This window comes from Mycoplana rhizolycopersici (assembly GCF_013378445.1).
GTDB classification, from domain to species: Bacteria; Pseudomonadota; Alphaproteobacteria; order Rhizobiales; family Rhizobiaceae; genus Mycoplana; species Mycoplana rhizolycopersici.
The window spans coordinates 23,266-36,093 of sequence record NZ_JABXYK010000017.1; the positions used below are offsets into that span (position 1 = coordinate 23,266).

The 12,828-nt window shown below is 63.3% G+C and carries 11 protein-coding genes; 2 read left to right on the top strand and 9 right to left on the bottom strand.

Annotation, left to right across the window (positions count from 1 at the left end):
- Positions 1 to 289: 289 nt before the first annotated feature.
- The 3 genes from HV823_RS21575 to HV823_RS21585 all read right to left on the bottom strand — a co-directional run bounded on the left by HV823_RS21575 (position 290) and on the right by HV823_RS21585 (position 3,161).
- The gene (locus HV823_RS21575; RefSeq protein ID WP_246301872.1) at positions 290 to 1,384 is read right to left on the bottom strand and encodes a PQQ-dependent sugar dehydrogenase; all 1,095 of its coding nucleotides are present in this window, start codon (positions 1,382 to 1,384) and stop codon (positions 290 to 292) included.
- A gap of 216 nt (positions 1,385 to 1,600) precedes the next feature.
- Positions 1,601 to 2,053: a hypothetical protein gene (locus tag HV823_RS21580; protein WP_176951767.1), complete on the bottom strand. Its 453-nt coding sequence runs from the start codon at positions 2,051 to 2,053 to the stop codon at positions 1,601 to 1,603.
- Positions 2,054 to 2,270: 217 nt separating this feature from the next.
- The gene (locus tag HV823_RS21585) at positions 2,271 to 3,161 is read right to left on the bottom strand and encodes an EAL domain-containing protein (protein WP_176951768.1); all 891 of its coding nucleotides are present in this window, start codon (positions 3,159 to 3,161) and stop codon (positions 2,271 to 2,273) included.
- A gap of 312 nt (positions 3,162 to 3,473) precedes the next feature.
- On the opposite strand from HV823_RS21585, the gene HV823_RS21590 reads away from it, so the two are divergent.
- Positions 3,474 to 4,676 carry a pyridoxal phosphate-dependent aminotransferase gene (locus tag HV823_RS21590; protein WP_176951769.1) on the top strand — a complete coding sequence of 401 codons (1,203 nt, stop codon included), beginning with the start codon at positions 3,474 to 3,476 and terminating at the stop codon, positions 4,674 to 4,676.
- 271 nt (positions 4,677 to 4,947) lie between these two features.
- Entirely contained in the window at positions 4,948 to 5,934 is a 987-nt protein-coding gene (locus tag HV823_RS21595) for a bifunctional helix-turn-helix transcriptional regulator/GNAT family N-acetyltransferase (RefSeq protein WP_176951770.1), read from the top strand.
- A gap of 97 nt (positions 5,935 to 6,031) precedes the next feature.
- Here HV823_RS21595 and HV823_RS21600 read toward each other — a convergent pair whose 3' ends face one another.
- The 6 genes from HV823_RS21600 to trxB form a co-directional block, all read right to left on the bottom strand.
- Complete coding sequence (locus HV823_RS21600) at positions 6,032 to 7,132, bottom strand: calcium:cation antiporter (protein WP_176951771.1); 1,101 nt, start codon at positions 7,130 to 7,132, stop codon at positions 6,032 to 6,034.
- A gap of 145 nt (positions 7,133 to 7,277) precedes the next feature.
- Entirely contained in the window at positions 7,278 to 8,231 is a 954-nt protein-coding gene (locus HV823_RS21605) for a lytic transglycosylase domain-containing protein (protein ID WP_176951772.1), read from the bottom strand.
- 358 nt (positions 8,232 to 8,589) lie between these two features.
- Positions 8,590 to 9,708 carry an alkene reductase gene (locus HV823_RS21610; protein ID WP_176951773.1) on the bottom strand — a complete coding sequence of 373 codons (1,119 nt, stop codon included), beginning with the start codon at positions 9,706 to 9,708 and terminating at the stop codon, positions 8,590 to 8,592.
- 74 nt (positions 9,709 to 9,782) lie between these two features.
- The gene (locus HV823_RS21615) at positions 9,783 to 10,076 is read right to left on the bottom strand and encodes an ArsR/SmtB family transcription factor (protein ID WP_176951774.1); all 294 of its coding nucleotides are present in this window, start codon (positions 10,074 to 10,076) and stop codon (positions 9,783 to 9,785) included.
- A gap of 740 nt (positions 10,077 to 10,816) precedes the next feature.
- Complete coding sequence (locus HV823_RS21620; RefSeq protein ID WP_176951775.1) at positions 10,817 to 11,713, bottom strand: LysR family transcriptional regulator VtlR; 897 nt, start codon at positions 11,711 to 11,713, stop codon at positions 10,817 to 10,819.
- A 115-nt stretch (positions 11,714 to 11,828) separates the two neighbouring features.
- Positions 11,829 to 12,803 (bottom strand): thioredoxin-disulfide reductase, encoded by a 975-nt coding sequence (gene trxB, locus HV823_RS21625; protein ID WP_176951776.1) that lies wholly within the window; start codon positions 12,801 to 12,803, stop codon positions 11,829 to 11,831.
- Positions 12,804 to 12,828 lie beyond the last annotated feature (25 nt).

Below are 12,828 nucleotides of genomic sequence, written 5' to 3' on the forward strand. Positions count from 1 at the left end.
GCCGGCTGGAGCTGTTGGGAACCGGTTATACCAAGTCTCGATGATAGGAACCGATAGGACCGGCTCGATCGGGTTTTCTGGCCAGGAGAGGTCCGCGGAGCGATGCTGTTGCATCGGTCAAGGACCTCGACGACGCCAGAAAGCCGAGAAGCCGGCCGCAGTCGGCTTATGGCTAGTCTCCGGCGTCGTTGCGACGCTTGGCCGATGCGACAGCATCGCCCTGCGCGCCGCGCCTAGTCGGCGACCAGCCATAAGCCATCCTATCGGTTCCTATCATCGAGACTTGGTATTAGTGGGACGAGGGGGCGCGGTGGAGGCGCAGCAGTTGTCCGTCTTCGCCGTCCGTCAGGAGCAGTACGGAGCCGTCGGGCGCGACCTTGACATCGCGCAGCCGCCCATATTCTCCGTCGAGCAGGCGCTCTTCGCTCAAGATCTCACCGGCATCGTCGCGTTCCAGCCGTGCGAGCAACTGGTATTTCAGCGCGGCGACGAGCAGGTTGCCGTCCCATTCCGGAAACATCGCGCCGCGATAGACGGCGATCGCGCTGGGTGCGATGGAAGGATCCCAGTAGTAGGCGGGTTGCTCGTGGCCGTCCTTCGAGGTGCCGTCACCGATCTCCGCCCCGGAATAGTGCTTTCCGTAGCTGATGATCGGCCAGCCGTAGTTCTTGCCCGGCTGCGGATAGTTTACTTCGTCGCCGCCGCGCGCGCCGTGCTCGACGGTCACGAGCGTCCCGTCTTTCGGATCGATGTCGATCCCCTGCGGGTTGCGATGGCCTTTCGACCAGATTTCCGGCAGGCCGCCATTGAGGTCGGCGTAGGGGTTGTTTCCCGGAATGGTTCCATCCGGATTGATGTGGAGAATGGATCCGGCGTGGTCGCGCGGATTTTGCGCCCGGGCCTGCTGACCCCGGTCTCCGATGCCGAGGAAGAGGCTGCCGTCGGCGGCGATCGCGATGCGGGAGCCGAAGTGCTGCCGCCGGCCGGTCAGCCGGTTCATGACGAAGATCTGCCGAACCTCTTCCAGGCTTTTCTCGTCGTCGGACAATCGGGCCCGGGCGACGGCTGTTCCGGCCCCGCCGCGTCCGGGTGCGCTGTAGGTGAGAAAGAGGATCCGGCTGGTCGAAAAGTCGCGGGCCAGTGCCACATCGAGCAGTCCGCCCTGGCCTGTGGCAGCCACGCGCGGAACGCCCCGGATCGGCTCGGAGGCCTCGCCGTTTCGCACGATGCGCAGGGCGCCGCGCTTCTCGGTGACGATATAGGCGCCGTCGGGCAGGACCTCGACCGCCCAGGGGCTGGCCAGGCCGGTTGCGACGGGCTCTACCAGCAGGCTCGCCTTCTTGCTCGGTACTTCCCGGACGTCCGCCGAGGCCGGCGCGAGCATGCACGACAGCAGCAGGAGCGACGTGCCCCAAAGGCGGCCGATCGCTGCAAGTCGTTTGCCGGGTCGGAAATCGGTAGACGTCATATGCGCTTGCTCCTTCGCTTTCATCCTAACTGCAGGGATCGGTAAGCGTTTTCAAGATGCCTTCACGAAAGGATGATTGCGGAGCGCTTGCGCTGCCCCTCGGTACCGGAAAGCGCCGAGGGCGGCATGTGTTCATGCTTCGCTGTGCCAGGTGACGTTCGGCGAGGGGTTGCCGTTCGAACTGCGGCCGGCGATCTGGCTGAGGCCGGCAAGCGTGATGAGGCCGCTCAGCCCGATTGCGGTTGCCAGGCGCCGGTCGACGGAGGAAGCCTCGTCTCTTGTGGCTTTGTCGTCACTGGTCTTCGTGCTTGCCGTCGTCATCCTGTCGATGCCGTCGACGGCAAGCAGGTCCGCACCCGCGTCGAAGGTCGGTCCGGAACGGTGCAGGTCGAGTGCGAGACGTGTTTCGCCGAACTGGCCCTGCAGGATCGAGCGTTCGTCGTCGAAGGTCGCTGCGGAAGCGACATTCATGAGGCCTACGATCATCAGCACGCAGGCTGCGAGTGCCGTGACGGTGATGTAGACTACCGCACGGCTTTCGCGCCTGCGGCCATCCCTGACCATCTTCTCGTCGTCTATGAACATCTTCTTCTCCCGTCAGATTTGGCTTGGCGCCTTGTTGAGGGGTAGAAGGCACGCCGAAATCGGCGTCAGGGGGACTGAAATAGGGCGTCCCTCGACCGATGTTGTGGTGATATCGTGGCGTGCAGAAAAAGCTGGGTACTCGCCGAATTTCTGCGAATAGAACGCTTGTCGTGCCCGTCAAGGTCAGCTGGCGCAGGGTGGTACTTATGAGGCTACTTCAGCCGGTGCGCCGCCCGAAGGTACGGCGACTGCGCGTCGGGGCTATCGCATCGTTCGGCGGGCTGGCTGCCCCGTACACGGCCAGGTCGTCCGGATCGGGAAAATCGAGGCCGAAGGAGGTCGGCGCCAGTTGAGGCCGGGCGAGCAGGTATCCCTGCATCAGCGGCATGCCGATCTCCCGGCAAAGCTCCATCTGCCAGGCCTCCTCGATGTTGGCAACGATGGGACGGATGCCCTCGCGCTCGAGTTGGGCGACGATGACCCGCAGGAGGGCCGCGGCCGTTGGCTGCCGGCCGAAGCGCTGTAACCAGATCGGATCGAACTTCAGGAGATCGGGCGCCAGCCGCGCAAGGCGCGCAAGATCGCCGTCTCCGGCGGCATATTCGTCGATGGCGACGAGAAAACCCGCATCGTGCAGTTGCCCGGACAGATCCGCCGCCGCGTCGGTCTCGTCGTCCGGCAAGTCGCGAATTTCGCAGGCGATCGACGAAGAGGGGAGGGCTGCCTCATATGCGGCGAGCCGCATCCGATCGACTTCCTGACGGATCGCATGCGCGGACTGGAAAAGGCCGGGCTGCGAATTGACCAACAGGACGGCGTCGGGTCGGCTGAGATGGCCGGCATTGAGGATATGCAGGCTGCGGCACAGGCTGTCGACCATCGGCCGGTCGTCCTGCGGGACAAGGGCAAAGAAGTCTGCCGGCGAGACGAGCGCGCCATCGCATTCGACGCGGACGAGCCCCTCGATTGCTTCCAGCGAGAAGATACCCTCGGACGTTTCGCGCAGGATCGGCTGGAAGGCGGATTTGAGGGTATAGGGGCCGTAGCAGGCAGTGGCGATGCCGTCGGCGTCGCGGTTCAGATTGGCGAATATGCTGCGTTCTGTCATTGGCATCGTCCGGCGCACCCTGAACGTCAGGTAGCCTCACGGATACTATACCGGCAGCATTAACCCTGCCTGAACATTTCCCGTCAAATGCGGTGGGAAGCTGCCGCAGAAGGGCGCGCGATCCATCTGAGCTGGTGATGGTGTTCATGAAAACTCTTCATCCTGCGGCGAATGCAGGCGCTTGGCGCTATTTTTCGAGCGCCGAGCCTTGCAAGACGGGTGCAGTTTGGCCATAGACCTATCCGCCATGGGACAGCCGCGGCCGGCCCATGGCCTCAAGCTGTCTTTGAACCCGAAAACGGACAATCGACCATGGCCTTTCTTGCCGACGCCCTTTCCCGTGTGAAGCCTTCCGCCACCATCGCCGTCTCGCAGAAGGCGCGCGAGCTCAAAGCGAAAGGCCGTGACGTGATCGGCCTCGGCGCCGGCGAGCCGGACTTCGACACGCCCGACAACATCAAGCAGGCTGCGATCGAGGCGATCAACCGCGGCGAGACGAAGTACACGCCCGTCTCCGGCATTCCCGAACTGCGCGAGGCGATCGTCAAGAAGTTCAAGCGCGAGAACAACCTCGACTACACGGCCGCCCAGACGATCGTCGGCACCGGTGGAAAGCAGATTCTTTTCAACGCCTTCATGGCAACGCTGAATCCGGGCGATGAAGTCGTCATCCCCACCCCCTACTGGGTCTCCTATCCGGAGATGGTGGCGCTGTGCGGCGGCACGCCGGTGTTCGTCGCCACGACGCAGGAAAACAAGTTCAAGCTGACGCCTGAGGATCTCGACCGTGCGATCACGCCGAAGACGAAGTGGTTCATCTTCAACTCGCCGTCCAACCCGTCGGGTGCCGCCTATTCGCACGACGAACTGAAGGCGCTGACCGACGTGCTCCTGAAGCATCCGCATGTCTGGATCCTGACCGATGACATGTACGAGCACCTGACCTATGGCGACTTCAAGTTCGCGACCCCGGTCGAGGTCGAGCCGAAGCTCTACGACCGCACGCTGACGATGAACGGCGTCTCCAAGGCTTATGCGATGACCGGCTGGCGCATCGGCTACGCCGCAGGCCCGCTGAGCCTGATCAAGGCGATGGACATGATCCAGGGCCAGCAGACCTCGGGTGCGTGCTCGATCGCCCAATGGGCCGCCGTCGAGGCGTTGAACGGCACGCAGGATTTCATCCCCGAGAACAAGAAGATCTTCGAGGGCCGCCGCGACCTCGTCGTCTCCATGCTGAACCAGGCCAAGGGCATCGAGTGCCCCTCTCCGGAAGGTGCCTTCTACGTTTACCCGTCGTGCAAGGGCCTGATCGGCAAGACCGCACCCTCGGGCAAGGTCATCGAGACCGACGAGGACTTCGTCTCCGAGCTGCTCGAAGCGGAAGGCGTGGCGGTCGTTCACGGGTCAGCCTTCGGCCTCGGCCCCAACTTCCGCATTTCCTATGCGACGTCGGAAGCCCAGCTGGAAGAAGCCTGCAAGCGCATCCAGCGCTTCTGCGCCGCCTGCAAGTAATCAGCCGGTACGACGACGGCCAGAACGAAACCCGCCAGCAATGGCGGGTTTTTTCGTGGGGGCTGGCCTGCTCCGAAAGCGATTCAAGTCGCTACGGATGCGATTCCGGAATTCGGTCTAACTGTCTGAAATCATTTGCTTAGTGTCTATCTGATAGTATCGGGCGGCGGCCACTGTGATTGGTGGTTGCCGCATCCCCTGCCCATTGACGGCGCATGGTTATGCGATTTAAATGGTTGCATGATGCAACTTTATTGAGGCCACGTCGATCATGTCCGATGAGAATGCGCATGTCTCCGTCGACGCCATCCGGGCCGTCTCCCGCCAACTCGTTCGCGAACTGGGCTTTATGGGAGGAGACTTCGCCGGGACCGATCTGCCGCCATCGGCCGTCCATGCGCTGATCGAGATCGAGGGCGGTTGCGTCACTGCGCGTGACCTTGCTGTGCGCCTCCTCCTGGAAAAGTCGAGCATCAGCCGCATGCTGCGGAAGCTTGTCGAGGCGGGTGCGGTGCAGGAAGAGGCAGGGGAAGAAGACGGCCGCGTCAAGCGACTGTCCCTGACTGCGTCCGGCAGGAAACGTGTTGCGGCCATCAACGCCTTCGCCCGCGCCCGGGTGTCCGGTGCGCTCGGACGGCTGAAGCCAGGTCAGGACCTTGCCGTTCTGGAGGGACTGCAACTCTATGTGGACGCGCTGGCGGCGCCGTCGGCCGTTCACCCAGCCGCCCCGGCTGCAGCGATCGTCCGCGGATATCGTCCGGGCCTGATCGCGCGCATTACGGCGATGCATGCGCTCTACTATGCCCGGACGTCGGGCTTCGGGCAGCGTTTCGAGTCCGTCGTGGCTGCCGGCCTTGCGGAGTTCTGCAACCGTCTCGGCAATCCTGGCAACGAAATCTGTGCGGCGATGCAGGGAAAAGAAATCGTCGGTTCGGTCGCAATCGACGGCGAGGACATCGGGGCGGGAACAGCCCATCTGCGATGGTTCATCGTGGATGATGCCATGCGCGGCTCAGGCAGCGGCAAGAGGCTGCTCGATGGGGCGCTGGCGTTTGCCGACGAGACGGGCTTTGCCGAGACGCATCTTTGGACCTTTTCGGGGCTCGATGCGGCGCGCCATCTCTATGAAACGCGGGGTTTCGTTCTGGCGGAGGAACGCCCCGGCACCCAATGGGGCAGCGAGGTGCTCGAGCAGCGCTTTGTGCGGTTCCGTCAAGGAGGGAGCGCCGAGCGGTTGAGCGTCGTCTCGGATACCTAAGCCGTCTCGCATGAGAAAGATTCACGCGAGACGATTCAGGTCTATGTTTTGCGCAGTCGTTGTCGCAAAACCGCGGCACACTTTTGCGCGGCTTGCTTTAGAGCCCGATCACCGTCAGCATCACGAAGGTCGAAAAAAGAATGAAGTGGGTCATGCCCTCGATGGCGTTGGTCATGCCGTCGTTGAGGTTGATTGCGGCGACGATGAGGGTGATCGCCACCATCACCGTCTGCGCCGGGCTCATCGCCATGATGAACGGCTGTCCGGTATAGAGCGCGATCGTCTCCATCACCGGCACGGTCAGGATGACCGTCGACAGCGACGCACCCATGGCGATGTTGACCACGGACTGCATGCGGTTTGCCAGGGCGGCGCGCATGGCGGTCAGAATCTCGGGGGCAGCCGAGATCGCAGCGACAATGACGGCCATCAGCGCCACCGGCGCGCCGGTGCCTTCCAGTCCGGCGCTCAACGTCGTTGACATCACCTCCGCGAGCGCACCGATGATGACGACGCCGGCGATGATGACGAGAATCGAAGGCAGGGCGGGCTCGTCGTCCTTTTCGGCATGCCCGCTATGTTGCCCCGCCTGTGCGGCGCGGGGATAGGCATAGCTGAAGAAGTAGCTGTGCTGGCCGACCTGCAGGCGCAGGAAGAGCGTGTAGAGCGCAATCATGGCCAGGATCGTGAACATGGAATAGAGCTGCCAGCTCTCGCGCGGAACGAATTCCGGTACGATCATCGAAATGCCCATGGCGGTCAGGATCATGACGCTGTAGGTGCGGCTGGAGTCGTCATTATAGGGTTGCTCGCCGTGGCGCAGGCCACCGAGCAGGGCTGCGAGCCCGATGATGCCGTTGATGTCGAGCATGACGGCTGCGTAGATGGTGTCGCGCACGAGGGTCGGCGAGGTCGCCTCCTGCATCATGATCGCCAGCACCACGACTTCCACCAGCACCGCCGACAGCGTCAGGATCATCGTTCCGTAGGGATCGCCGACCTTGGCGGCAAGCACCTCGGCATGGTGCGCCACCCGGGTCGAGGCGAGAATGATGGTGGCGACGAGTGCGAAGGCGATGACGAGGGTCAGCGCGCGACCCGCGGCCAGCACCTCATGTTCCGCCGCATAGGCCGCGATCGCCACGACCAGGGCGACGATGAGGTTTTTTTCCTCTCGGAGACGGCGAAGGTTTATCAAGATGAATACCCGTGGCTGGTCCTTCGTGTGCGATGCCGGCGTAACCTGCTGGAGTCAAAGGAAAACGCCGCTCCGGCAAGATAGCGCGGAGATGGGGCTTGGCAACTCGGCGATGATATTGTTCGTCGATCGCGTTCCGGCAGCTTCAGTTGCGAAAGACGATGCAGGCGCCGCCGGCGGTGCGGATGCGGTTGCAGAGCGCGTCGGCCTCTTTTCGCGACTGGCGAGCGATGCGGGCGGTATAGCGCGGTCTCGCGCCAAAGCGGGCCTGGCGCTCGCGCTGGATCAACGGCTTCTCGGCATTCAGCGGCGGCGGTAGCCGCTCTACGGCCATCGTGAAGAGGCGGTAGGCGGCCGGCTTGTTAAAATGGGCGGCGAGCTGCACGCCCCAGGGCGCCCACTCACCCTCGTCTGGAAAATCGAAATCCTTCAGCCTGCGGCTGTCGGCAAGCGCGACGCAGGCCTGCTGGAAGGGAATGTTCTTGTCGAGGGCCAGTTCGAGCTTTTCGGGCGGCGCCTCCTTCCATTGTTCGGCCGTGTGCGCCGTGATCGCGATGACATAGGCGCGCGTTTCGAGCGGAAGCTCGCCGGTCGCGATGAAGTTGGACAGGCCCCCTTCGCCGGCATTGTAGGCGGCGGCGGCAAGCCCGAGATTACCGAAGCGGTCGCGCAGGTCGGCCAGATATTCCGCCGATTTTCCAAGGGCTTCGAGCGGGTGAAAACTGTCCTTCAGCCCGCGCAGCCTGGCCGTGCCCGGCATGAACTGGGCGATGCCTTCGGCGCCTTTCGGGCTGACGGCATCGGGGCGGAACAGGCTTTCGCGCCAGATCAGGCGGGCAAAATAGTCGGCCGGCAGCGCATTGATGCGGGCGTAGCTCTCGATCGCGCGGCAGATGTCGCGATTATACGTCTGCTGCCGGATGCAGAGCCGGGTGCCGTCGGAAAGATCCGTTGCAAACAGGCAGGGCGGCGGGGCGCGGAACTCAGGCTGGGCCCTGACGGGAAAGGGGACGGTGGCGGCAATGGCGAGGGAAAAGGCGAGCGACAGCAGGACCCTGACAGGGCGCTTCAGTGCCGACCGCCATGTGCCTGCGAACATCGCCCCGTTCCTCGTGCCGTTGGCGCGCCTGCCTTGATAGCATCGCCGGGGCTGCGCGAGAAGTGGAGCCGCATATCGCGGCCGGCCGTTCGCTGATGACATGGCGATCGCTATGACAGGCCCCTCTGACCTGCCGGCCTTCTCCCCCCACAGGAGGAGCGAATCTGCCGTGCTTGCCTGCCAAAAGGGGGCGTGGCTGGGGAGGCTGGATTAAGCTCTTCCCCACGTGGGAAGGGTGGTGAAGGGCCTCTCTCGCCAGTGCGGCTGCCCTGCGTGCCGCGCGGGAGGGTGTCGCAGATGCCATCTCCCCGCCGGACGGGGAGATGGCGATGTTGAAGGCAGTCCGTGCCGGTTTCGCTCAGGCGACCTTGGGCTGCGCGGGATAGTCGGTATAGCCCTTTGCGCCGCCGCCGTAGAAGGTGGCCTGGTCCGGCGCGTTCAGCGGCGCGTCGGCACGAAGCCGCCCGACGAGATCGGGATTGGAGATGAAAAGCTTGCCGAACGCGACGAGGTCCGCATTGCCGCTTTCCACTGCTTCGATCGCCATCTGGCGGTCATAGCCGTTGTTGACCATCCAGGCCGCCTTGCCGCCCTTGTCGCGATAGGCGGCCTTCAGCGCGGCATAGTCGAAGGGAATGTCGCCCTGCAGATAGTCGCGCGGGCCGCCGGTGGCGCCCTCGATGATGTGGACATAGGAGAGATCGTCGGGCAGGCCCGCGACTACATGCTCGAACAGTGGCTGCGGCTCGGGATCGAAGACGTCGTTTGCCGGAGTGACCGGGGAGAGGCGGATCGCCGTGCGGCCGGCGCCGATCTCGGCGGTTATCGCGGCGACAACCTCGAAGAGGAAGCGCGCCCGGTTCTCGATGGAACCGCCATAGGAATCCGTGCGCTTGTTGCTGCCCGAACGCAGGAACTGGTCGAGAAGGTAGCCGTTGGCGGCATGGATCTCGACGCCGTCGAAGCCGGCTTCGATCGCGGCGCGCGCGGCCTTGCGATAGTCCTCGACGATGCCCGCAATCTCTGCGGTCTCGAGCGCGCGGGGCTCGGAGGTCGGGGCGAAGGCGCCGGTGCCGTCCGGGTTCATGATGTAGGTCTTGGACTGCGCGGTGATCGCCGACGGCGCCACGGGCTGGCCGCCGTTCGGTTGCAGGCTCGTGTGGGACACGCGACCGACGTGCCACATCTGCACGACGATCTTGCCGCCGGCCTTGTGAACCGCGTCGGTCACATGCTTCCAGCCGGCCAGTGCCTCCGGTGTGTAGAGGCCGGGAACGTCGGCGTAGCCCTGGCCCTGCTGGGTGATGGCCGTGCCCTCGGTGATCAGCAGTCCGGCGCTGGCGCGCTGCTCGTAGTAGGTCGTGTTCAGCGTGTTGGGAACAGCCTTGGGGGAGCGGTTGCGCGTCAGCGGCGCCATGACGATGCGGTTTGAGAGATGCAGGTCACCGGCGTCGGTGGGATCGAACAGGCTGGTCATGGGATGTCTCTTTCGGTTCTGGTCTGGGGATGGGCGTCGGGCTGGCCGCGGGAGGTGCGGCCAGCGGTAAGCAGTCAGAGGGTTTCGTTCACATGCTTCAGGAATGCGGCGATGGTTTCCTCGTTTCGCTTGTAGAAGATCCACTGGCCGATGCGCTTCGTGGTGACGAGATCGGCCCGGTGAAGGGTGGCGAGATGGGCCGACACGGTCGACTGCGAAAGCCCGCAACGCTCGAACTGGCTGGCGCAGACCCCCATGTCGAGCGGATGCTCCTGGCTTGCGAAGTGCTTTTCGGGCTCGCGCAGCCAGTTGAGAATTTCGACCCGGACCGGATGGGCCAATGCCTTGAAGATTTCCTCGGCTTCCATTGTTGCCTCGTTTCGCTAAATCGCGATTTACCGATATATCGATCGCCGATTTTCGATATTCAAGGGAGCGGCCAAAAAGATTTCACGAGGCAAAAAAAAGGGGCCGCAAGCAAAAGCCAGGGCCCTGTAGGTGTGAAGGTCTGAACCTCCAGAGGGGAACAGCCGATGCGGCGGCACTGGGAGGAAAAAACCGCCAAAACGCATCGACTGACACGGATATGGAGCAAACGCGGCACCGTTTCAAGGGAACGAATTGTCGACACATTGCCGCAGTCGGAAATAAATTTGCAAAGCGCAAGATTCAGGGCAAAAAAAGAGGGCCACAAGATGAACTTGGGCCCTTTATAGTTTTGAAGGTAAAAACCTCCAGAGGGGAACAGCTGCTGCGGGTGGCACTGGGAGGAAAACCACCGCAAATGCATCAGCTGCGCGCTGTATGCTGGTTTTTTGGGCAGCGGGCAATCATTTAATGTGCATGTCAGCCATGTCCTGGATGCAGGCCTGTGCCGGAAGCCGCGCACCAGGCGAAATCGCTTCGGAATCGATGGATTTAATCGATTTTATTGCAAACGGGCAGCACAGCTCTGGGGCCGTCGTATCAACCTCGCGCGGGGAGGGGCGCGTCCGCGCAAGGAAAAGGCGTGCGCGGTGCTTCTTTTTGTAAAGAGATGGACATGGCTTCAGTTCGCCCGCGGCCCGGGCGCAGCACGAATCGAAGCCGCCGGCGACGCCGATTGCCGTCAGAAGTTCCAGTTGCGCGCTTTCGAGACGATGAAGTCGCGGAAGACCTTGAGCTTCGCGGCATTCTTCATCTCGTGCGGATAGCAGAAATAGGTATCGAACGACGGCACGTCGGCATTCGTCACCAGCTGCAGCAGGCCCGGATCGCGGCCGACGATGTAGTCCGGCAGCATGGCGATGCCGATGCCGAGCAGGCAGGCCCGCTTGATCGAGGTCAGGCTGTTGATCTGCAGGACGGAGGGGCGGGGGTTGTCCGAATCGCGCCCGGCGATCTGCAGCCAGTTGACGTCGAGCAGGTAGTTCGGCGCCGGCTCGCCGAAGGTGATGATCTTGTGGTGGTCGAGGTCGTCGATCGACTGCGGCTCGCCGTAGCGGTTGATGTAGGAGGGCGCGGCATAGACGTGCATGTGCACGGTGAAGAGCTTGCGCTGGATGAGGTCGGACTGCTGCGGCTCGCGCAGGCGGATGGCGCAGTCGGCGTGGCGCATGTTGACGTCCAGTTCCTCGTTGTCGAGGATCAGCTGGACCTGCATGTCCGGATAAAGGGCCAGGAATTCCTGGACCTTGTCTGTGAGCCACCCCTGGCCGAGGCCGACGGTCGTGGTAATGCGCAGCTTGCCGCTTGGCTTTTCCGTCGTCTCGGTCAGCTGGACGCGGACACTCTCGAGCTTCATCAGCACGTCGTGGGCGGTGCGATAGAGGATTTCGCCCTGTTCGGTCAGGATCAGCCCGCGGGCATGCCGATGGAACAGCTTGATGCCGACATCCTGCTCCAGCGCGCTGACCTGGCGGCTGATGGCGGATTGCGACAGGTGAAGCTTGTCCGCTGCGTGTGTGAACGAACCGGCCTCGGCTGCGGCATGAAATATCCGCAGCTTGTCCCAGTCGAGCGCCATTACGTCCCCCATATCTTCAGGGCGGGGAACGTCGACCGTTTCCCGCCCGTTGCTGACAATCTGTTCCCACTCCCGCGTGTGCGGGACGCGGCCCGCCTCGCGTTATTGGCGGCTTCTACTCGGCCGCAATTGCGACAGGCATATGACCGGCGAGATATCTTTCCGTCTCGAGCGCGGCCATGCAGCCCATGCCGGCCGCGGTGACGGCTTGGCGATAGATGTCGTCGGTGACGTCGCCCGCGGCGAAAACGCCGGGCACGTCGGTTGCCGTCGAATCGGCGGCGGTCCACAGATAGCCGTTCGGCTTCTGCTTCAGCTTGCCGACAAACAGTTCGACGGCGGGCGCGTGGCCGATCGCTACGAATACCCCGTCGGTCTGCATGTCGGTGACCGCGCCGGTCTTGGTGTTCTTCAGCCGGACGCCGTTGACCGAGGCCGGCATCGGCGGCTTCGCCTCGCTGCCGAGATACTCTATCACCTCGTGGTCCCAGATCACCTTCACGTTATCCTTGGCGAACAGCCGCTCCTGCAGGATCTTTTCGGAGCGGAAGGAATCGCGACGGTGGACGACCGTGACGGTCTTTGCCAGGTTCGACAGGTAGAGCGCTTCCTCGACGGCCGAATTGCCGCCGCCGACGACGATCACGTCCTTGTTGCGATAAAAGAAACCGTCGCAGGTGGCGCAGGCCGAAACGCCGAAGCCCTGGAACTTGTGCTCGGTTTCGATGCCGAGCCACTTGGCCTTGGCGCCGGTCGCGATGATCAGGGCATCAGCGGTCCAGACCTTGCCGCTGTCGGTATGGATGCGGAAGGGGCGCACGTCGAGATCGACGGCGGTGACGAGATCGTTGACGATCTCCGCGCCGACGTGCTGGGCCTGCTTGAGCATCTGCTCCATCATCCACGGCCCCTGCACAGGTTCGGCGTAGCCTGGATAGTTCTCGACGTCGGTGGTGATCATGAGCTGGCCGCCCTGTTCCATGCCGGCGATCAGTACCGGTTCCAGCATGGCGCGCGCCGTGTAGATGGCGGCCGTGTAGCCGGCCGGGCCGGAGCCGATGATCAGGACTTTGACGTGACGGGCAGACATGGCTGCACTCCCTGGCATTGCTCGC

What these genes read in the sequence shown, in the direction of transcription:
- HV823_RS21575 (WP_246301872.1), bottom strand. Translation starts at nt 1,384, where the DNA reads ATGCTCGCGCCGGCCTCGGCGGACGTCCGGGAAGTACCGAGCAAGAAG.
- HV823_RS21580 (WP_176951767.1), bottom strand. Translation starts at nt 2,053, where the DNA reads ATGTTCATAGACGACGAGAAGATGGTCAGGGATGGCCGCAGGCGCGAA.
- HV823_RS21585 (WP_176951768.1), bottom strand. Translation starts at nt 3,161, where the DNA reads ATGACAGAACGCAGCATATTCGCCAATCTGAACCGCGACGCCGACGGC.
- HV823_RS21590 (WP_176951769.1), top strand. Translation starts at nt 3,474, where the DNA reads ATGGCCTTTCTTGCCGACGCCCTTTCCCGTGTGAAGCCTTCCGCCACC.
- HV823_RS21595 (WP_176951770.1), top strand. Translation starts at nt 4,948, where the DNA reads ATGTCCGATGAGAATGCGCATGTCTCCGTCGACGCCATCCGGGCCGTC.
- HV823_RS21605 (WP_176951772.1), bottom strand. Translation starts at nt 8,231, where the DNA reads ATGTTCGCAGGCACATGGCGGTCGGCACTGAAGCGCCCTGTCAGGGTC.
- HV823_RS21610 (WP_176951773.1), bottom strand. Translation starts at nt 9,708, where the DNA reads ATGACCAGCCTGTTCGATCCCACCGACGCCGGTGACCTGCATCTCTCA.
- HV823_RS21615 (WP_176951774.1), bottom strand. Translation starts at nt 10,076, where the DNA reads ATGGAAGCCGAGGAAATCTTCAAGGCATTGGCCCATCCGGTCCGGGTC.
- HV823_RS21620 (WP_176951775.1), bottom strand. Translation starts at nt 11,713, where the DNA reads ATGGCGCTCGACTGGGACAAGCTGCGGATATTTCATGCCGCAGCCGAG.
- trxB (WP_176951776.1), bottom strand. Translation starts at nt 12,803, where the DNA reads ATGTCTGCCCGTCACGTCAAAGTCCTGATCATCGGCTCCGGCCCGGCC.